At 45.5% G+C, this 18,170-nt stretch carries 23 protein-coding genes; 9 read left to right on the top strand and 14 right to left on the bottom strand.

Features of this window, described 5'->3' with window-relative positions; genetic code table 11:
• Nucleotides 1–81: 81 nt before the first annotated feature.
• Entirely contained in the window at nt 82–1,335 is a 1,254-nt protein-coding gene (locus OU793_RS22455) for a uracil-xanthine permease family protein (protein WP_005457676.1), read from the bottom strand.
• Nucleotides 1,336–1,764: 429 nt separating this feature from the next.
• On the opposite strand from OU793_RS22455, the gene OU793_RS22450 reads away from it, so the two are divergent.
• Nucleotides 1,765–2,967, top strand: a complete 1,203-nt coding sequence (locus OU793_RS22450; protein ID WP_140102926.1) for a DUF2066 domain-containing protein — start codon at nt 1,765–1,767, stop codon at nt 2,965–2,967.
• 68 nt (nt 2,968–3,035) lie between these two features.
• Here OU793_RS22450 and OU793_RS22445 read toward each other — a convergent pair whose 3' ends face one another.
• From OU793_RS22445 to OU793_RS22430, 4 genes are read right to left on the bottom strand one after another with little or no spacing between them, the layout of a single operon-like run.
• Nucleotides 3,036–3,479 carry a DUF2069 domain-containing protein gene (locus tag OU793_RS22445; protein WP_005457718.1) on the bottom strand — a complete coding sequence of 148 codons (444 nt, stop codon included), beginning with the start codon at nt 3,477–3,479 and terminating at the stop codon, nt 3,036–3,038.
• A gap of 52 nt (nt 3,480–3,531) precedes the next feature.
• Nucleotides 3,532–4,104: an NAD(P)H:quinone oxidoreductase gene (gene wrbA, locus OU793_RS22440; RefSeq protein WP_005457725.1), complete on the bottom strand. Its 573-nt coding sequence runs from the start codon at nt 4,102–4,104 to the stop codon at nt 3,532–3,534.
• Nucleotides 4,105–4,455 carry an arsenate reductase (glutaredoxin) gene (gene arsC / locus OU793_RS22435; protein ID WP_005457719.1) on the bottom strand — a complete coding sequence of 117 codons (351 nt, stop codon included), beginning with the start codon at nt 4,453–4,455 and terminating at the stop codon, nt 4,105–4,107.
• A gap of 16 nt (nt 4,456–4,471) precedes the next feature.
• Nucleotides 4,472–5,923: a M48 family metallopeptidase gene (locus OU793_RS22430; RefSeq protein WP_005457720.1), complete on the bottom strand. Its 1,452-nt coding sequence runs from the start codon at nt 5,921–5,923 to the stop codon at nt 4,472–4,474.
• 260 nt (nt 5,924–6,183) lie between these two features.
• Between OU793_RS22430 and OU793_RS22425 the strand changes: the two genes are divergently transcribed.
• Together OU793_RS22425 and OU793_RS22420 are read left to right on the top strand one after the other, a co-directional pair.
• Complete coding sequence (locus tag OU793_RS22425) at nt 6,184–6,420, top strand: sulfurtransferase TusA family protein (protein ID WP_023624344.1); 237 nt, start codon at nt 6,184–6,186, stop codon at nt 6,418–6,420.
• A 1-nt stretch (nt 6,421) separates the two neighbouring features.
• On the top strand, nt 6,422–7,492 hold the full coding sequence (locus OU793_RS22420; RefSeq protein ID WP_005457764.1) for an AI-2E family transporter: 1,071 nt from the start codon (nt 6,422–6,424) through the stop codon (nt 7,490–7,492).
• Nucleotides 7,493–7,615: 123 nt separating this feature from the next.
• On the opposite strand, the gene bcp is transcribed toward OU793_RS22420, so the two are convergent.
• Nucleotides 7,616–8,086 carry a thioredoxin-dependent thiol peroxidase gene (gene bcp, locus OU793_RS22415; protein WP_005481097.1) on the bottom strand — a complete coding sequence of 157 codons (471 nt, stop codon included), beginning with the start codon at nt 8,084–8,086 and terminating at the stop codon, nt 7,616–7,618.
• Between the two features lie 16 nt (nt 8,087–8,102).
• Entirely contained in the window at nt 8,103–8,645 is a 543-nt protein-coding gene (locus OU793_RS22410; RefSeq protein WP_005465166.1) for a glycine cleavage system protein R, read from the bottom strand.
• Between the two features lie 611 nt (nt 8,646–9,256).
• On the opposite strand from OU793_RS22410, the gene dapA reads away from it, so the two are divergent.
• Nucleotides 9,257–10,135, top strand: a complete 879-nt coding sequence (gene dapA / locus OU793_RS22405; RefSeq protein ID WP_005457716.1) for a 4-hydroxy-tetrahydrodipicolinate synthase — start codon at nt 9,257–9,259, stop codon at nt 10,133–10,135.
• Between the two features lie 52 nt (nt 10,136–10,187).
• Complete coding sequence (gene bamC, locus OU793_RS22400; RefSeq protein ID WP_005494324.1) at nt 10,188–11,207, top strand: outer membrane protein assembly factor BamC; 1,020 nt, start codon at nt 10,188–10,190, stop codon at nt 11,205–11,207.
• Between the two features lie 128 nt (nt 11,208–11,335).
• On the opposite strand, the gene OU793_RS22395 is transcribed toward bamC, so the two are convergent.
• Genes OU793_RS22395 through OU793_RS22380 form a run of 4 tightly spaced genes read right to left on the bottom strand, consistent with a single transcriptional unit; the run spans nt 11,336 to nt 13,776 of the window.
• Entirely contained in the window at nt 11,336–11,539 is a 204-nt protein-coding gene (locus tag OU793_RS22395) for a DUF2897 family protein (RefSeq protein ID WP_025588138.1), read from the bottom strand.
• Nucleotides 11,536–12,237: a M15 family metallopeptidase gene (locus tag OU793_RS22390; RefSeq protein ID WP_159404042.1), complete on the bottom strand. Its 702-nt coding sequence runs from the start codon at nt 12,235–12,237 to the stop codon at nt 11,536–11,538. Before OU793_RS22390 ends, OU793_RS22395 begins: the two co-directional genes overlap by 4 nt.
• Nucleotides 12,238–12,269: 32 nt before the next feature.
• A complete protein-coding gene (gene dapE / locus OU793_RS22385) occupies nt 12,270–13,406 on the bottom strand; it encodes a succinyl-diaminopimelate desuccinylase (RefSeq protein ID WP_159404043.1) in 1,137 nt (378 codons plus the stop codon).
• Between the two features lie 19 nt (nt 13,407–13,425).
• Nucleotides 13,426–13,776 carry an ArsC family reductase gene (locus OU793_RS22380; protein WP_005484501.1) on the bottom strand — a complete coding sequence of 117 codons (351 nt, stop codon included), beginning with the start codon at nt 13,774–13,776 and terminating at the stop codon, nt 13,426–13,428.
• A 295-nt stretch (nt 13,777–14,071) separates the two neighbouring features.
• Between OU793_RS22380 and OU793_RS22375 the strand changes: the two genes are divergently transcribed.
• Nucleotides 14,072–14,359 (top strand): helix-turn-helix domain-containing protein, encoded by a 288-nt coding sequence (locus OU793_RS22375; protein ID WP_005494336.1) that lies wholly within the window; start codon nt 14,072–14,074, stop codon nt 14,357–14,359.
• A 34-nt stretch (nt 14,360–14,393) separates the two neighbouring features.
• On the opposite strand, the gene OU793_RS22370 is transcribed toward OU793_RS22375, so the two are convergent.
• Together OU793_RS22370 and OU793_RS22365 are read right to left on the bottom strand one after the other, a co-directional pair.
• A complete protein-coding gene (locus tag OU793_RS22370; protein WP_031417071.1) occupies nt 14,394–14,726 on the bottom strand; it encodes a DUF4156 domain-containing protein in 333 nt (110 codons plus the stop codon).
• Between the two features lie 3 nt (nt 14,727–14,729).
• The gene (locus tag OU793_RS22365) at nt 14,730–15,086 is read right to left on the bottom strand and encodes a DUF2956 domain-containing protein (RefSeq protein WP_005494340.1); all 357 of its coding nucleotides are present in this window, start codon (nt 15,084–15,086) and stop codon (nt 14,730–14,732) included.
• A gap of 144 nt (nt 15,087–15,230) precedes the next feature.
• On the opposite strand from OU793_RS22365, the gene OU793_RS22360 reads away from it, so the two are divergent.
• From OU793_RS22360 to OU793_RS22350, 3 genes are all read left to right on the top strand, one after another.
• Nucleotides 15,231–15,716 carry a DUF2919 domain-containing protein gene (locus OU793_RS22360; RefSeq protein ID WP_005484554.1) on the top strand — a complete coding sequence of 162 codons (486 nt, stop codon included), beginning with the start codon at nt 15,231–15,233 and terminating at the stop codon, nt 15,714–15,716.
• Between the two features lie 45 nt (nt 15,717–15,761).
• Nucleotides 15,762–16,664, top strand: coding sequence for a Dyp-type peroxidase (locus OU793_RS22355; protein ID WP_005457759.1), 903 nt, complete (start codon nt 15,762–15,764; stop codon nt 16,662–16,664).
• 149 nt (nt 16,665–16,813) lie between these two features.
• Nucleotides 16,814–17,947: a flagellin gene (locus tag OU793_RS22350; RefSeq protein WP_136677959.1), complete on the top strand. Its 1,134-nt coding sequence runs from the start codon at nt 16,814–16,816 to the stop codon at nt 17,945–17,947.
• On the opposite strand, the gene OU793_RS22345 is transcribed toward OU793_RS22350, so the two are convergent.
• A partial coding sequence (locus tag OU793_RS22345) for a hypothetical protein (RefSeq protein ID WP_033903720.1) occupies nt 17,944–18,170 on the bottom strand: 227 nt, incomplete at its 5' end. The two genes, OU793_RS22350 and OU793_RS22345, sit on opposite strands and share 4 nt — an antisense overlap.

Here is an 18,170-nt window from a genome sequence, read left to right as displayed (position 1 = left end):
TGGTTTTCACCAAGCCTTTTTTGTTGCTGTTTATTTATTTAGAAAGGTTAAAGTGCGCCACTTAAAAGTCGCGCAGTCGAATTACTTCGCGCTTTCTTCTTCCATTTGAGCGTTATCAACCACGTGGTTTTCACCAAGGTCGTGTGGCAGCACTAGGTTAAGAAGGATTGCCACGATACCACATAGGCTTACACCTTGTAGGCTGAACTCGCCGATACCGAAAGCCATACCACCGATACCAAATACCAGTGTTACTGCAACGATCACTAGGTTACGAGACTTGTGTAGATCAACGTTGTTTTTAATCAGCGTATTCAAACCGACGGTTGCGATAGAACCGAACAGAAGAATCATGATGCCGCCCATTACTGGCACAGGAATGGTTTGCAGAATCGCACCTAGCTTACCTACCAGCGCAAGAACAATAGCGGTAATGGCAGCCCAAGTCATGATCACTGGGTTGAAAGCTTTGGTCAGCATTACCGCGCCTGTTACTTCACTGTAAGTAGTGTTTGGCGGCGCACCAACCATTGATGCTGCAATTGTCGCGATTCCGTCACCCGCGATAGTGCGGTGTAGGCCTGGTTTCTTCAGGTAGTTTTTACCCGTTACATTAGAGATAGCCAACATGTCACCCACGTGCTCTACCGCAGGAGCGATTGCAACTGGGATCATGAATAGAATCGCGTTGATGTTGAACTCAGGCATGGTGAAGTTGGGCATTGCAAGCCAAGCTGCTTGAGCCACAGGTGTAAAGTCAACCACACCGTAGAATAGGGATACTGAATAGCCCGCCAAAATACCACCCACGATAGGAACCAGTTTTAGGAACCCTTTTGCGAACACGCTAAGTGCAATCGTCGTTAGCAGCGAAACCGCAGAGATAATGACCGCAGCATCGCCATTTACTAACTGAACCGCACCGTCGCCCGTTTTACCTACCGCCATGTTGACTGCCGTTGGCGCAAGGCCAAGGCCAATAACCATGATCACTGGGCCAACTACAACCGGTGGCAAAATCTTATGGATAAACCCTACACCACGCACTTTGATCATTGCGCCAAGCGCAACGTAAACCAAACCTGCCGCCATCAAGCCGCCCATAGTTGCACCAATACCCCAAGTTTGGATACCGAACATAATAGGAGCAATAAACGCAAAAGAAGAGGCAAGGAAGATTGGGACAGAACGTTTAGTGATTAATTGGAAGAGGAGAGTACCGACACCGGCACCAAAGAGGGCTACGTTTGGATCGAGACCAGTCAGAAGCGGCACGAGCACGAGAGCACCAAAAGCGACAAAGAGCATTTGAGCGCCTTGTAACGCATTTTTCATAATAATTCCCTATTTCAAAGATACGCAGACAAATCCGACGAATTCTATCATCCTGCAATCGTTTGCAACGTTGCTTAGATCAAACTTTCGAATGAATTTATCATCCAAACGAATGTTTTGAGAGTTGGTTGCTTGCAAAATGGACGATTTTACGAGTCCAAATTAAGCCATTCAAAGAATATCGATGTGCTGTGAGCTAATAAGCGCTCTTTAAAATGAAGCTTCAAGAGCAATGAATATCAGGTTTTATGTCTTTCAATATGCATCGATATGAGTTCATGTTGGTGGGGTAACGTTAATTAATCACCTAGTGATGCAAAAAACGGCATTAACTTGGTCAAACTACAAACAATTCACTCAGTACGCGCCTTGCTCAAGATTTGATAGTTGCTTATTATGCGGGTTCTTGTTTAGAGGATTATGAAAACTATGCGCTATTTAGCTCTCTTACTGATCGGTTGGTTGTCCTTGCCGGTGTATGCATTAACTCAGGTAGATATCTATCGTGCCGAAGTGGTTATCGACAGTGAGCAGAACGACGGTGAGTCTGCGGCTCGTGAACAAGGTATGAAAGATGTGATTGTTCGAGCGACTGGTTCTCAATCTTCTCTAAGCAACCCTGTTATCCAAAAGGCGCTGAGTTCTAGCTCTCGCTATATTTCTCAGCTTGGGAAAAGCCAAGTTGATGGCAAAGCAAGTCTTAAAATGTTGTTTAACAGTGGGCAAATTCAATCGCTTTTGACTCAAGCTCAGTTGCCTTCATGGTCACCGAATCGTGCCAACATTTTGGTTTGGCTGGTGGAAGAGCAAGATTACGACCGCGCAATTGCATGGGAACACTCTGATTCTGCCAACGTTGCTGCGTTGAAAAAAGCAACGGAAGCTCGTGGCCTTCCAATTACGATTCCTGTTGGGGATTTTGACGATGTCACGGGCGTGAACACGTCTGATCTTTGGGGCGGTTTCATTGAACCGATTAGCCAAGCCAGCCAGCGTTACCCAGCGGACGCGGTATTAATTATTCGTGCGCAAGGTGAGCAGATTCGTTGGACTTTGTATGACCAAGCGCCTGCAAAGATTATTGATGCGCAAACTTCTCCACGCAGCGGGTCGGCAACAGGTGCAGACGCTATTTCCGCAATGGTGGATGGTATTGCTGATTACTACGCAAGTAAAAACGCCGTTGTTGTCTCAGGCAAGTCTTCTAAAGCTGTGAACGTGAAAGTGTTAAATGTAACGTCTGCTGCTGATTTCTTCCGTTTAGAAAATGCACTTACCAAATTGAATTCAGTTGCGGGCACAGAAATCAAGCGTGTACAAGGCAGTGAGTTAACGCTGACTATTCATTTGCTTGCTTCACAACAAGCATTTGAGCAAGAGGCTTCGTCTATCTCACAATTGATGGAATTTGAAGATCCACTCGGTGACGTTGAAGAAGTGACGCCATCGGAAGAGCAATCGGTAGAAACTCTACCTTCAGAGTCTCAAGCTATAGAAGGGCAACCAAAAACGGTGGTTCAAGCCGTTGAGGAAACTGTGCCAGCAGTGCAAGTACAACAGCCTGTTGTGATTCCTCAAGTGCAAGATCAATACGATCTGATTTATGAGTGGAATTCTACTTCGCAAAGTTAATATGCGTTTGAGCATAGAATAAAGAAAGAGTCGCAATTGCGACTCTTTTTGTTTTTGAATCAGAGAAGTTATTTATTGAACTTCGCTTTTTCTTCTTTTTCTACTTGTGACAAGCGTTTGAGTTTAAGGCCTAGCTCTTTTCCTCGAGCACGAGCAAATAAAATATTGCCAGCAAAACCAAGAGAGGTAAGCACCAGCTCAACCGCTGCCAACCACCGTTCACCACCGTCCACGTACAAGATAGTGAGTGCGTGCAAGAAATACAGCATCAAGACAAAGTTCGCCCATGCATGCGTGTAAGGTTTGCCCGCTAAGATGCCAGGTAACGGTAGCAATAACGGAATACACCATGCAATCGCGAGTGTTGTGCTACTCAGATGAGGGTGAGGAGATAAAGCGAGTTGCCAAATCGCGACCCATGCTAATAAAGCTAAGTTGCCGAACAAAGCGAGGTAGCGATACGTTTTTGCTTGAGCACCAAGAGGTGGTTGTTCTTCGAAAGAGTCAGACATCGATTCTCTATCCTTGAATTGATACCAATTCTACTGATTATTAATACTGGTATTAGTGACAAGCTTTGAGCTTTAACGCTGCTGTTGCTAGTCGTTTACCTAATTGTTGTGCCAGACGAGTCTCCTCTGCTGTGAGACTTGGTTCGTGTCCTACACTGCTGGCACCGTAGGGCGTGCCACCAGATTGGGTCGAATGCAGCTCTGGTTCAGCGTAAGGAATACCAAGTACCATCATCCCGTGATGCAGTAGTGGCGTCATCATGCTTTGAAGTGTGGTCTCCTGACCACCATGCATCGAAGATGATGAGGTAAATACACAAGCTGGCTTATCGATTAAGTCACCGCTAACCCACAAAGGGGTGGTTTGATCCCAAAAGTGCTTTAAAGGTGCTGCCATATTGCCAAACCAAACGGGACTACCGAACGCTAGACCGTCGCACTTTTTCAGTTCCTCTAGAGTAACAATTGGATCGGAAGGGGTATGTGAGTGAGGTGACAATTCTTCAACTGTACGCAAAATTGCTTGGCATTGAGGAGTCGATTCGACTCCTCTTGCTATCTGTCTTGCCAGTTGTTTTGTTGAGCCATGACGGCTGAAGTACAAAATAAGGATCTGGCAATCCATTTATAGAATATCCAACACTTGCTCTGGTGGGCGGCCAATTTTTGCTTTGCCGTTTGCTACAACAACTGGACGTTCGAACAATTTTGGATTTTGCGCCATTGCTTCGAACAGCTGCTCATCACTTACTGATGCTTCGCCTAAACCAAGTTCTTTGTAAACGTCTTCTTTTGTACGCATCATTTCACGTACTGATGAGAAACCGAGTTGAGCGTATAGTGCTTTTAGTTCATCCACATTTAGTGGCGTGTCTAGGTATTTTACGACTTCCGGTGTAACACCATTTTGCTCAAGTAACTCAAGAGTTTGACGGCTCTTTGAGCAACGTGGGTTGTGATAAATCACGACTGACATGGTTTTCTCCATTTCGTTATTGTAATGCCATGAATCGATCTCGTTGGATCATGAGTTGGTCGATACGAGCATCGTATCGCGCTTGTTCTAAGCTACCCAATTCGGCCATTTTACTTGCTTCACTGTAATATTGAATCGCTTTATTCCAGTTTGCTCTTAGTGCCAGAATTTCCGCGCGAGCTGCAAGCTCTTCATCACTACGTCCAAGGGCATGATAGCCTTTCGATAATAGCTGCCAGCCATTGCTATCTTCTGGGTTATCGTGTGTATAACGCTGAAGCGTACGCACCGCTTGATCATTTTGGTTTGCTTCAAGCAACGCGTTGGCGTAGTTAATGGTTAATACTTTGTTTTGAGGATTACGCTTTAGCGCGCTATTTAGCAACTCAACAGCTTTTTGTGGCTGTTTTTTCTCGATGTATAGATCGGTCATTGCATCTAAATAGAATGGGTTTCCCGGATCTTGCGCTAACAGTTTTTTCAAAATCGGTTCTGCTTGTGATAAGCGTTTGTTGTCCAGATGAACCAGCGCTCGGCCGTAATCAAATGACGGCATGATGTCCGCTGAAGCTTTCTTTTGAGTACGCTCAAACCAACCTAGTGCGGCTTGTCCGTCGATACCGGCATATCGCGCCACAATGCGTGCGCGCGCCAAATGGTAATCGATAGAAGGTGCAATGCGCATTGGGGGATAGGCTTGTGCACGTTGACGGCTATCTGCTACACGGTCTTCTGGTAAAGGGTGAGTCAGTAGCATTGGTGGCGGTTTGCTCGCGTAGCGGTATTCATCGGCTAAACGGCCAAAGAAACGCGGCATTGCTTGCACATCAAATCCTGCTTTCGCCAAGGTTGCGATGCCGAAGCGGTCGGCTTCTTTCTCGTTTGAGCGAGTGTAGTTGATTTGGCTTTGCATGTTGCCTGCTGTTGCAGCGGTAATCGCTGCCATGCCTGCTTCTGGCGAAGCAATCGAAAGCAATAATGCACCAGCAAGCGCGGCTAAAGTAGCTGGAGAGCGCCTTGCTTGGTCTTCCATACTGCGCGCTAGGTGGCGCTGTGTTACGTGTGCAATTTCGTGCGCGACAACGGATGCAAGTTCACTTTCGCTACGAGCATGAAGAAATAGCCCTGAGTGCAACGCAACGTAACCGCCAAAAAAGGCAAAGGCGTTGATATTACGATCACGAATCATGAAGAAGTGGAACGGCGTTTTTACATCGTTCGCATTGGCAACGAGGCGGTGTCCGAGGGAATCGATATATTCGTTGATGACCGGATCGTTGACGATAGGCTTACTGGCTCTGAGCATGCGCATGTACGCGTCGCCATAAATCAACTCTTGGTCTATAGAAAGCGTGCCGCCAGCTGCTGTACCAATATCAGGCAAGTCGATGCTATTGGCGTAAGTCGTTGGTGAACTGATTGCAGCAGCAAGGCACAAACAAACGAGCGAGCGAGTGCGTTTTAACATACGGTTTAAAGATTCTCCAAAATACCTAAGTACGTGGTTGGAGGTCGAGTACCTCACAACATCACCACTATACTTTATGGTCATCCCCTAGGATGAATAGGCTAGCACTAAGACCAAAAATAAATGAATTGGTTTCGTAAATTGTTTTATATCCGAGTCATTTCAGCATGCGGTTAAATCATGTCAGAAGTGCTAGCACCAGCTCAAAAAGCCGTTACAATACAACCCTATCATAAGTGCAGAGCAATACAATGGAATCCATGTTACTTGATTTGCGCGAGCAACGCTGCCCAATGGCGCTGTTACTTGCCAAGCGTCACGCTGCTGAGGTCTTTCAGGATGAAGAATCGCAGTATCATCACCTTGTCATTCAAGTGGTGGATAACAGCTCTAAACGAGACATTGTGAATTACCTTCGTACCCAAGGGTACGTGGTTGATTGCCAATCTACACCAGAGCACTACACATTGACTGTTTTCAATAAGGAATCCGCATAAGATGTTCGAAATGGTAAGTCGTTGGTATCAACGCCGCTTCTCAGATCCCCACGCAGTAAGCCTTGTCGCCATTTTGCTGTTTGGTTTTATCACCATTTACTTCTTTGGGCATTTGATTGCGCCATTGCTGGTGGCGATCGTATTGGCATATCTCCTAGAATGGCCAGTGGTTAAATTGTCTCGTATGGGTGTGCCTCGCACCTTATCAGTGATTATTGTTCTCTTGATTTTTATCAGCATCATGTTGATCGCCTTATTTGGCTTGGTTCCGACGATCTGGACTCAGGTTGGTAACTTAATCAACGATATTCCGAACATGTATAACGGGCTGCAAAAGTTCATCATGACGTTACCTGAGCGCCATCCGGAATTGGCTAACCTACAAATTGTAGAAACCGTCGTGACCAACGCGAAAAACCAAGCACTAGGTTTGGGTGAAAGCGTGGTAAAAGGCTCACTTGCATCGTTAGTTAGTATTGCCACATTGGCGGTGTACTTGATTTTGGTGCCGCTGCTGATTTTCTTCCTACTTAAAGACAAAGAAGAGATGCTTAGAATGGCGAGCGGCATTTTGCCGAAAAACCGTAAGCTGGCGAACAAAGTTTGGCACGAGATGAACGAGCAAATCTCGAACTACATTCGCGGGAAAGTACTGGAAATCTTGATTGTTGGTGGCGTGAGCTACGTAACATTCGCGATTCTAGACCTACGTTACTCCGCGCTCTTGGCCGTTGCTGTAGGTTTGTCTGTATTGATTCCATATATTGGTGCAGCAGCGGTAACCGTACCGGTTGCGATTGTTGGTTTGTTCCAATGGGGCATGACGCCACAATTCTACTGGTTGTTGCTGGCTTACGGCATCATCCAAGCGCTAGATGGTAATGTGCTTGTGCCAGTTCTATTTTCAGAAGCGGTTAACCTTCACCCAGTTGCGATCATTGTTGCGGTACTGGTGTTTGGCGGTTTATGGGGATTCTGGGGTGTTTTCTTTGCGATCCCATTAGCGACGTTAGTGAAAGCCGTTTGGAATGCGCTACCAAGCACCGAAGAAAGCGAACCCGTCCAAGAGTAACGCGTTAGACATTGAGCAAAGCTCAGTAATTATTCGATTGAATAAAAAGCCCAGCAATCAATGCTGGGCTTTTTCGATTCTTAGAACGTTAACTTTTAACGTATGACTCTAAACGAGCTCGCATTAGGCGTTTTCGTTTAGGTAGTTCAGAACCACTTCGTGGTGATCTTTCGTTTTGAACTTGTTGAATACGTGCTCAATCACGCCTTCTTCATTAATTAAGAAGCTGATGCGGTGAAGGCCATCGTAAACTTTGCCCATAAATTTCTTTTCGCCCCACACACCGAATTGTTCAGCAACAGCGTGATCTTCGTCAGACAGTAGCGTGAAGTTTAGCTCATCACGTTCAATGAACTTTCCTAGGCGCTTAACTGGGTCGATACTGACACCCAGAACAACCACGTTGTGCGCATCTAGTTCTGCTTTTACATCACGCAGGCCCTTTGCTTGCGTGGTACAGCCTGGAGTCATGGCTTTTGGGTAGAAATAGAAAAGGACTTTCTTGCCTTTAAAGTCATCAAGAGTAACAGTATTGCCGTCTTGGTCGAGCAAAGAGAAGGCTGGCGCTGGCGAGCCTGCTGTCAGCGTATTCATTATAATTTCCTTTACTTTATAGTGTGTTTTTAATGAAATTCAGAGAACCTTGTACGTTGAGCGACTTACAAAGTTCATCAAAATCTTCTTGTAATTGCATCAGGTTGCAATCGGCACTGACCGATGCGGTGATCGCAATATGAAATTGGTCAGCATCAAGTTGCAGTTTGGATTTGCTAATGGTTTGTGCGCTGAGCGAATCTAAGCCAATTTGTTGGTCTGCGAAGAACTGAGTAAATTTCTCTGTCAGTCCTGGACGATCTTCAGATTCGATGAAGACTTCCATCGTGTAACTGTTGTCGAGCAGCTCGTGCGCAGACGTTCGCTTCATGATGGTGATTAGGTCATGCTCTTGCCCTAATAGTGGCAGCTGTGTTTCAACACGAGTGATGTGACTGGCATTTCCAGTCAGTAGCATGATCAGAGTAAATTCATTGCCAAAGATAGCGATGCGGCTATCAACGATGTTACAACCAGCTTGAGTCACGAGCTTAACCACTTGGTTACAAATGCCCGGACGATCCGTTCCAACTGCTGTAAGTACCAGATGTTGCTTCATAAATAAGCTTCTTGTCCTTTCTTCAATAGAGAGATGTTAGCACAGATATCGAAGAGAAATATCGAGTGAGTTCTTTTTTTAGTTCGCAGGATAATTGAGATTAAAAAAGGTGAAGTGCTAAGCAGTGAGTATGGGGTAGACTGGGACACAGAAGGCCATCGAGCAGGGAAAATGCTGAAAATAAGCACAATATGAGCAGTGAAAACTTGGCGAGCCGCTATCAGTGGTTTATTTGGCGCTAAACTAGCCTTTTTATTCACTAAAACCTGACTTGATAAATGTCGCTAAAGCGTATATTTCTGAGCGTAACAATAGGCCGCAAAAATTCTTTGGTGAAGTTACCCGTGGCCTGTCGCCTAGATAATTAAAGGGCACATATCCAAGTCATTCTCGCTAGAACAAGCCTTTTCAGGCTGCTAAGGCACAGAACCAGATAACCAAGACGATTATCAAAATTGCTGGGAATAAGACCAAATTGCGCAATTAAGTTGCTAGACCTCTAACAACTGATAATTATTCATTCATTTGTACTTTGTAAGCGAGTTTACGCTCTTGTGTTTTTCAATCGCATTACAGTACCATGCAGAAAGAGTTAAATGAGGGAGATAAACATGTTTTCAGGAAGTATCGTAGCGCTGATTACACCATTCAAAGCAGATGGTGAAGTAGATTTCGACGGTCTACAAAAGCTAGTAGAGTACCACATCGAAGCGGGTACAGACGGTATTGTGGCAGTAGGCACGACAGGTGAGTCAGCGACACTGACCATTGAAGAGCATGTAAAGGTCGTTAATAAAACTGTTGAGTTTGCCAACGGTCGCATCCCCGTGATTGCCGGCACGGGTGCAAATGCAACCCACGAAGCCGTGACATTTAGCAAATTACTCGCGGATTCTGGTATCGCAGGTTTCTTGAGTGTGACGCCTTATTACAACAAACCAACACAAGAAGGTTTGTTCCAGCATTACAAAGCGATCGCAGAAGCGAGTGACGTACCTCTAATTTTGTACAATGTACCGGGTCGTACTGCCGTAGATCTGCAACCTGAGACAGTGGCACGCTTGTCAAAGCTTGATAATATCGTTGCTCTAAAAGATGCGACGGGCGATTTGAGCCGAATTGCACTTCACCGTGAACTTTGTGGCGAAGATTTTATCTTACTAAGTGGTGATGATGCGACGGGCTTGGAATTCGTGAAACTGGGCGGCAATGGTGTTATCTCGGTAACGAACAATATTGCAGCGAAAGACATGGCAGACATGTTCCATTTGGCAAGTGAAGGTAAATTCGAAGAGGCAGAAATCATTAACCAACGTTTGATGACTCTGCATAAAAACCTATTCGTTGAATCAAGCCCGATCCCAGTAAAATGGGCAGCGCATAAGCTGGGTTTGATTGAAGAAGGTGGCTTGCGTCTTCCTTTAACCGCACTTTCTGAAAAATCGCAGCCGATCGTGGAACAGGCGTTGACAGACGCAGGTATTTACTAGGATTGAAGTTCATACTGGGGGCGATTAAGCCCTCAGTGTTTTAGGAGTATAGATGAAGCTTTCAAGCCAGTTAGTGTTAAGTTCATTAGCTGTATTCGTATTGACTGCCTGTTCAGGTGGTGCCAACCAACGTCGTCAAGCAAAAGACGATTTCGAGTATTTGAACACACCAGCTCTAGAGGCATGGAACGTTCCGCAAGGAGCTCAACCTCAGTTCTACCCAAACTATGACATCCCTCAGGGCAATTATGCGGGTGGCTTAGGGAAGTCGGTTGATATCCGTCCACCTCAGCAAGTACTTGAGTTGATTCCTGGTGCGCGCCTAGATCGCAGTAGTAACGGTGAAGTGACACTTTGGCTATTGCGCAAAGATGAGCTAGATAAAGTTTGGCAAACTGTGCAAGGCATGGTTGAAGCAAGAAAAATTCCAGTCGAAAGCCAAACCGATTCTCGAATCGAGACAGGTTGGGTAACGTGGAACTCTCCTGACGAAGAGCTAGAAATTGGTAGCCGATACGAGATCTCTCGTGCAGAAGCAAATGGCCGACACGGTTTCAAAGTGAGCTTAATTGACTGGCGTGAAGGCGATCAAGTTAAGGAAGTGACTGCGACTAACCGCGAGCGTTACAACGTGTTCATGACTAACTTAGTAACGGCTCGTTACGATCAAGAAGTTCGTGAAGAAGCGCAGCGTAAAGCTCAAGAGTTGGTAAAACAGATTCCTGTCACGATGGGCAAAGACCGCAGTGGTCTGCCAGTTATCATCGCTCGTGCGCAATACAATGTATTGTGGCAGCGTTTACCGAACATTCTGCCTAAGATGGGCTTCACGATTGAAGAGCGCAGCCAGTCACAAGGTACGGTAACAGCGAAGTATGCATCTCCAGATGATGAATTCTGGAATGAAATTGGCGTGAAACCAGTCGACCTAAAAGCAGGTAAATACACCTTCTTGCTAGGGGACTTGGGCAACCGCACTTCTATCAACATTACCGATTCATCAGGCAAACCTGTTGAAGAAGAGTTCTTGAAATCGCTGGTGCCAGTTCTTGGTGCTGTGGTGAAAGAGTAAGTTAGATAGTTGAAGTAAAAAGGGACCATTCGGTCCCCTTTTTTGATCGTTTTTCGTTGCTCGGAGCATAGTTGAAATCACAGCATTCAGATGCTTAACTCAATTAGCAAGAGCGACTAAAAAGCCGCTTATTTTTGTTCGTGCTTGTTACTTTCACTGTTGCCATAACGTTCTTTATCTAGCTCGTTTAGACGATCCAAATCGTTCTTGCGACCTTTATCCATCTGGTTGAACTTCATTTTGGCGGTGTACTTCAGAGCGGCAATGTTCCCGATGATCACACTCAAGACCACAATGATGATCACCCAAGGGTTGGTAAGAAATTCGATCATAACGCCTCCGGCGGTGGGGTGATATTGCGAATATAGGTAGATAAGATGCTATCTAAATTATTCAGTATCGATTCTAACCCTGCAATGTTGTGTTGTTGATTTTGTCGAACCAGCTCATCTTTTAGCATTTCGGCGTTCAGTTGAGCAGCACATTGTTGACCGATGGCTTTGTGGCTAATGTGCCAAGGTTCAATGGCGACGCCACCTAAATCTTGCCGATAAGGGAAGAAAAAGCCGAACTCATCAATGTGATCTTTTAACCAACAATAAAACGCCAGCTGATGACCTTCTAGATATTCCCAAGGTTCCAATTGCAACTTGGTGTCTGCTGGAAGTAAGTTGCGAGCATACACATCGAAATCACACCCCCAATGATGACGACTTCCTCCTGGTAATGCCGACCAGCGAAGAATGGCCTTTAGTTTTTCTTCGTTACTTAACGCAGCCTTATTTAAAGGCTGCGAGTTCGAATCTAAAATCGGCAACTCACCTTCGAACTTCCCATTCCAAATTGCTCGCTGGCGAGAAAAGTCTCGAAAGCCACTGGCAATTTCCATTTTAAATCCCGCTTTTTTCGCTGCTTCGATCATATTGAGCAGATCGTTCGCGACATCGGGATGCATTAAAAAAGCCTTCTGACCAACCATGGTTGATTGAAGGTGAGAATCGGTTGTTCCGGTGAGTTGCGCAGGAGTCATGGTATGCTCATCAATGGGTTAACTACGTGCGACTACTTCGCGAGTAGGTGTTTTAAGGTGTTTTCGTACATGTCAGTCAACTTCTCAAGATCGTCCACTTTTACGCACTCGTTCACTTTGTGAATCGTGGCATTGACAGGTCCAAGCTCAACAACTTGACCGCCCATGCGAGCAATAAAACGTCCGTCTGATGTACCCCCCGTTGTGAGCAGAGCTGGTTTAGTGTTGTTCACTTCCGCTACGGCAGCGACCACAGCATCAAGTAGGGCACCCGTGTCCGTTAAGAACGGGTCGCCGTTGAATGTCCAATGTAGATCGTAGTTGAGATCATGCTTATCCAGTGTTTCTGTTACGCGCTGGACGATAGTGTCATTGTTCAGTTCGGTGCTAAAACGTAGGTTGAATTGAACGTTGAATTCGCCAGGAATCACGTTGGAAGCCCCTGTACCCGCAGAAACATTGGGAATCTGGAAGCTTGTTGGTGGGAAGTAATCATTGCCTTTATCCCACTCTGTTGTTGCCAGTTCGTGGATGGCAAGTAGCGATGCGTGAACAGGGTTATTGGCTAGGTGAGGGTAGGCCACATGGCCTTGTGTGCCTTTTACGGTTAGGTCACCGGTAATCGAACCACGGCGACCATTTTTCACAACATCGCCCACAATTTCTGTGCTAGAAGGCTCGCCAACGATGCACATGTCGATGTTCTCACCACGCTCCATCAGCGCTTCTACGACGCGAACGGTACCGTTGATGAAAGGACCTTCTTCATCAGAAGTGATCAAAAAGCCAATCGAGCCTTTGTGATCTGGGTGCTCGGCAATAAAGCGTTCAACGGCCACTACCATCGCCGCCAAAGAGCCTTTCATATCGGCCGCACCACGACCATGAAGGTGGCCATCGATGATGGTTGGCTCGAACGGTGGTGTATCCCATTGTTCTAGCTTGCCTGCGGGTACGACATCTGTGTGACCTGCGAAAGCAAACAATGGCGCTTCGTTACCGCGACGCGCCCAAAAGTTGGTGGTGTCTTCAAACACCATAACTTCAATTTCAAAACCGAGCGCTTTTAAACGTTCGATCATTAGGTCCTGACAACCTGCATCTTCAGGTGTTACGGACTGGCGGCTGATCAGGTCTTTTGCAAGTGCCAGTACTGGACTGTCTGTCATCCTTGAGTCTTCCTTACATTTATGAATTAAAAATCGTAGCGTATTGGTCTGCTTTGAAACCGATATGGAGTTGGCCGTCTACGTTCAGAATTGGGCGCTTAATCATCGCTGGGTTGTCAACCAACAGCGCAATAGCATTTTCTTCGTTAAGCGTGTCTTTTTGTTCTTGAGTCAGTTGGCGGAACGTGGTGCCACGTTTGTTGAGAACTTGTTCCCAGCCTAGCGCCTGACAAAATTCAGTCACCATTTGAGCATCAATACCTTGTTTGCGGTAGTCGTGAAAATCAAACGCAATGTTTTCAGCTTCCAACCATTTCTTAGCTTTTTTGATGGTGTCGCAGTTTGGAATGCCGAACATGGTAATTGTCATAATGTTTCCCTTTTTTATTCTGTTTTTACTCTCTAGAGCGCAACGCGCTTTGGGGAGGTATTTCTTGGCTGATTCAGCATCCTATCAAGAAGCAATCAAACTGACAAAACGCTGTGGAGAATAATTTTCATATAGAAGTGGATAACTGGTCTCACATGTCAAAACAGAACTTAATTTGGTATAAAGCGGATAAAAAAACACCTAAATCAAGTGGAAAAGTCGAGTTATTGATCAAACGCAACATCTTACTTGGCAAAAACGAAATAATGATTCAGCACAATTTTAGGAGGTGTCAATGGAATTGAGTCCTGTTTTTGCAAGGCGGCTATATTTGGCCTTGTTGGTGGAAAACCTAGAAAGGCCGAATGTGCCAAAGTTGATCGAAAAAACGGGGTGGCCTCGTCGTACAATTCAAGATGTACTAAAGGCATTACCGGGGATCGGCATTGAACTCATATTCGTTCAAGATGGCCGACGTCATAATGACGGCTATTACCAACTTTCGGATTGGGGACCTTTTGATAGCCAATGGGTTTTAGATCGGGAGAGAGATATCGCTAGCAGTCTTGGATTTCGTGCATAAGCCAGCAATCGCTGGCTTTTTTCATATCTAGGCGTCACTCATTGCAGAGGTAAGCAGAACCCAGCACGCTAAATGAGGTGATGAAATCTTGCGGCGAAACCATAAACACTGTGTCCGCGCCAATGGCCGCAGCATTGTTTTTTAAATCATTCATCGCCCCTTGCATCATCGCGTCATTGGTCATGAAAATGTAGTTATACCAATGGCCCTCACTTCCAGTGACTTCACCTTTGTATTCGCATCGATCAGGGTTGAACTGACCGTCAATGCGAATATGAACATCTTGGCTTTGAGCATGAGTCACATGAGAAGGCATCGTACAACCAGAGAGAAGTACGACAAAAAATCCAAGTAATACCTGTTTCATCCGTTATTTACTCAACATAATGTAAGCCGCAAAGCCAATCCAACTTAACGCAAGTAGCGCCCAAGGCAGCTTACTTGGGGTGTGGGTTGGCGTATTATCCGTGATGTTATCTGACTCGATAACATCTTCTTCATGCTGGCGCAGTTTTTCACGCTGTTGTTTTTTCTTTGCTTTGTCTGCTTGACGATTTCGCTCTTTTTGCTGTTTTTTGTATTGAGCGATGCCTTTTTCGATACCTTGAGCAATCAGTTTGGTTTGTTCTTTCGTTTGACCCGGTTTCTGTGTCGCTTTTGCGATCTTCATGGCTTCGGTTTGAGTTTCTAGAGAAGGAACTGGGGTTGCAGGGGTTCTTTTTTTCATGTTTCTCATCGACGTCACTGTAAATCTGCGTTTAGTTTACCTGCGTAAGATGATGAAATGAACTTTAGTTCTCATCTTTGCTTGCTTGCAACTCTGAATCGATCGGTTAAAGTGGCGTTTTTATGAAACTAAGAAGACGATATTGTGCGCTACTCATTTGACCAATATGACGCTCATGGATTTTTGAAAGCGCCTATTCTTGTTTGGCTAGGATGGATGTTTCTGGCTCGCTCTTGGGTGGTTTTTGCAATGGCGGGTGTTAGCCGAGAAAGCGGCAGCAAGCTTTTGTCCATTGTCTATCCTGATTCCAGCACGTTGTATTTAGGTTTGTCGATTGGTATTCCAAGCCTGTTATTGATGTGGCTGATGGGATTGCGTCACCCAGATCGTGGTTGGGTAAATCAAATAACGCGATATGGCCGTGAGATGACTTTGATCTTGTGCGGTATTCAACTCGCTCAGACCATGTATCATGTGTACCTAGAACATGGTGTATTCAATTGGGCAAATGCCCTAACCATCACCTTATTAACTTGGTTTATGATCTATCTTCTCAACGGAAGATGGGTAAAAGACTGTTTTAACGTGCCACAGCTTGAGCACGATGCGAAACAGCCTTCAAAAAATTAAAAACAATAATTTCCCGCAATGGGGCAAAGTATAGAGGATACCTCAATGTCACAAGCTCAAACGGCGATCGTGCCAGAAGCAGGGCCATTTGCACTGTACACTCAACTAAAAGTGAACCAAAACCGTGAAAACGTATTGGCGAAACTGAAAGCGCTTCCTGAGCTGGTTAAAGACTTAAACAACAGTCAACCGGGCGCTAATCTGACGATTTCCATCGCATTCACCAAATCATTCTGGCAGCACCTAAATATTGACGCACCAGAAGAGCTGATTGATTTCCCGCAACTTGGTGAAGGCGACATTATTGCGCCAACAACAGATGTTGATGTGCTTATTCACTGCCATTCTACTCGCCACGATTTGCACTTTTACGTACTGCGCAAATTCCTAACCGATATCGCAGAAGATGTGACGGTCGTGGATGAAACGTACGGCTACCGCTACCTAGATGCACGTGACATGACGGACTTTATCGACGGCACAGAAAACCCGAAAGGGGACGCTCGCGCTGACGTAGCATTGGTAAAAGATGGCCCATATGCTGGTGGCAGCTATGTTATGGTTCAACGTTTTGAGCACAACTTGCCAGCTTGGAATCGCCTAAATATCAAAGCTCAAGAGAAAGTTATTGGTCGCACCAAACCCGATTCAGTCGAGCTAGAAGACGTACCGGCAGCATCTCACGTTGGTCGAGTTGATATTAAAGAAGAAGGCAAAGGTTTGAAGATTGTTCGTCATAGCTTGCCATACGGCACAGTGACTGGCGCGCACGGTCTGTTGTTCATCTCTTACTGCAATACCCTTCACAATATCAAAGTGATGCTAGAGAGCATGTACGGTGTAACCGACGGTAAAACAGACCAACTGCTTCGCTTCACTAAAGCAGTAACAGGCGCTTACTTCTTCGCTCCTTCACAAGAAATGCTAGCAGAACTGGCCATTAAGTAATTAATAGTTAAAAGTTTCCAAAGCCCTCCATTCGGAGGGTTTTTTGTTTTCTATTCTCTCATTCCAATCTCTATTCAAAAAACGCTAAACCTTTCTGTTTCTTGGTCGATAAGTATCCAAAGCCTTAATTTATTTGGAGTCTGTGTCTCTTGGCTATCACCGTTAATACCAATGTTGCAGCACTTGTCGCACAACGTCATTTGACCAGTGCAACGGATATGCTGAATCAATCCATGGAGCGTTTGTCTTCAGGGAAGCGTATTAACAGCGCAAAAGATGACGCGGCAGGCCTGCAAATCTCCAATCGTCTGCAATCACAAATGCGTGGTTTGGATGTGGCGGTTCGTAACGCTAATGATGGCATCTCTATCATGCAAACCGCAGAAGGCGCGATGAATGAGGTGACGAACATCATGCAACGTATGCGTGATTTGTCGCTTCAGTCGGCTAATGGCTCAAACAGCCAAGCCGAGCGTACCGCGTTGCAAGAAGAAGTCACTGCGTTAAACGATGAGTTGAACCGCATTGCGGAAACCACATCTTTTGGTGGACGCAAACTGTTGAATGGCGCATTCGGCAAATCGTCTTTTCAAATCGGTGCTGCTTCTGGTGAAGCCGTACAGATTGAGTTGAAATCGATGCGCACTGACGGGCTGGACATGGGGGGCTTTAGTTATGTCGCTCAAGGGCGTGCTGATTCTGATTGGCAGGTAAAAGAGAACGCCAATGATCTGACGATGTCTTTCACCAACCGTTCTGGCGAGACGGAAAAAATCCAAATCAATGCCAAAGCCGGTGATGATATTGAAGAACTCGCGACCTACATTAATGGTCAAACCGACAAAGTGACGGCTTCTGTTAATGAAAAAGGTCAGTTACAGATCTTTATGGCAGGAGAAGAAACCGCCGGAACGATTTCATTCTCAGGAGATCTTGCGAGTGAGCTTGGGATGTCGTTGAAAGGTTATGATGCGGTCAATAACCTGAACATCACAACCGTTGGTGGGGCGCAGCAAGCTGTCGCTGTACTAGACACGGCGATGAAATTTGTCGATAGCCAACGTGCCGAGTTAGGTGCATATCAAAATCGCTTCAATCATGCGATCAATAATCTAGATAACATCCACGAAAATTTAGCGGCATCGAACAGTCGTATTCAAGATACTGATTACGCCAAAGAAACCACGCAAATGGTGAAGCAGCAGATCTTGCAACAAGTCAGTACCACTATTTTAGCCCAAGCTAAACAGGCGCCAAACCTCGCTCTTACCTTGCTTGGTTAGGTGATTTGGATTCTTAATTTCAACGCAAAATCAGGTTGTATCGACAGCTCGAAAAGAAGCTTTAGCGAAAAATTGAAGTTTTTTTGCTTTTTTATCTGCTTCATCACGATTCCCTTTCCAAACGAACTTTTTTCAAAAAAATCCAAAAAATTCCCTAAAGAAATCAGGTTGAGCGCCGTTAATAAAAGTAACTTTGAGAGAACTACTTGGTTTTCCGAGACGT

This window comes from Vibrio sp. VP6 (assembly GCF_028823755.1).
Taxonomy (GTDB): Bacteria; Pseudomonadota; Gammaproteobacteria; order Enterobacterales; family Vibrionaceae; genus Vibrio; species Vibrio parahaemolyticus.
This window is presented reverse-complemented; position numbering and strand designations above follow the sequence as displayed.

What these genes read in the sequence shown, in the direction of transcription:
- wrbA (WP_005457725.1), bottom strand. Translation starts at nt 4,104, where the DNA reads ATGGATTGCCAGATCCTTATTTTGTACTTCAGCCGTCATGGCTCAACA.
- bcp (WP_005481097.1), bottom strand. Translation starts at nt 8,086, where the DNA reads ATGAATACGCTGACAGCAGGCTCGCCAGCGCCAGCCTTCTCTTTGCTC.
- bamC (WP_005494324.1), top strand. Translation starts at nt 10,188, where the DNA reads ATGAAGCTTTCAAGCCAGTTAGTGTTAAGTTCATTAGCTGTATTCGTA.
- OU793_RS22420 (WP_005457764.1), top strand. Translation starts at nt 6,422, where the DNA reads ATGTTCGAAATGGTAAGTCGTTGGTATCAACGCCGCTTCTCAGATCCC.
- OU793_RS22375 (WP_005494336.1), top strand. Translation starts at nt 14,072, where the DNA reads ATGGAATTGAGTCCTGTTTTTGCAAGGCGGCTATATTTGGCCTTGTTG.
- OU793_RS22430 (WP_005457720.1), bottom strand. Translation starts at nt 5,923, where the DNA reads ATGTTAAAACGCACTCGCTCGCTCGTTTGTTTGTGCCTTGCTGCTGCA.
- OU793_RS22380 (WP_005484501.1), bottom strand. Translation starts at nt 13,776, where the DNA reads ATGACAATTACCATGTTCGGCATTCCAAACTGCGACACCATCAAAAAA.
- OU793_RS22410 (WP_005465166.1), bottom strand. Translation starts at nt 8,645, where the DNA reads ATGAAGCAACATCTGGTACTTACAGCAGTTGGAACGGATCGTCCGGGC.
- OU793_RS22365 (WP_005494340.1), bottom strand. Translation starts at nt 15,086, where the DNA reads ATGAAAAAAAGAACCCCTGCAACCCCAGTTCCTTCTCTAGAAACTCAA.
- dapE (WP_159404043.1), bottom strand. Translation starts at nt 13,406, where the DNA reads ATGACAGACAGTCCAGTACTGGCACTTGCAAAAGACCTGATCAGCCGC.
- arsC (WP_005457719.1), bottom strand. Translation starts at nt 4,455, where the DNA reads ATGTCAGTCGTGATTTATCACAACCCACGTTGCTCAAAGAGCCGTCAA.
- OU793_RS22450 (WP_140102926.1), top strand. Translation starts at nt 1,765, where the DNA reads ATGCGCTATTTAGCTCTCTTACTGATCGGTTGGTTGTCCTTGCCGGTG.
- dapA (WP_005457716.1), top strand. Translation starts at nt 9,257, where the DNA reads ATGTTTTCAGGAAGTATCGTAGCGCTGATTACACCATTCAAAGCAGAT.
- OU793_RS22455 (WP_005457676.1), bottom strand. Translation starts at nt 1,335, where the DNA reads ATGAAAAATGCGTTACAAGGCGCTCAAATGCTCTTTGTCGCTTTTGGT.
- OU793_RS22425 (WP_023624344.1), top strand. Translation starts at nt 6,184, where the DNA reads ATGTTACTTGATTTGCGCGAGCAACGCTGCCCAATGGCGCTGTTACTT.
- OU793_RS22370 (WP_031417071.1), bottom strand. Translation starts at nt 14,726, where the DNA reads ATGAAACAGGTATTACTTGGATTTTTTGTCGTACTTCTCTCTGGTTGT.
- OU793_RS22390 (WP_159404042.1), bottom strand. Translation starts at nt 12,237, where the DNA reads ATGACTCCTGCGCAACTCACCGGAACAACCGATTCTCACCTTCAATCA.
- OU793_RS22445 (WP_005457718.1), bottom strand. Translation starts at nt 3,479, where the DNA reads ATGTCTGACTCTTTCGAAGAACAACCACCTCTTGGTGCTCAAGCAAAA.
- OU793_RS22395 (WP_025588138.1), bottom strand. Translation starts at nt 11,539, where the DNA reads ATGATCGAATTTCTTACCAACCCTTGGGTGATCATCATTGTGGTCTTG.
- OU793_RS22355 (WP_005457759.1), top strand. Translation starts at nt 15,762, where the DNA reads ATGTCACAAGCTCAAACGGCGATCGTGCCAGAAGCAGGGCCATTTGCA.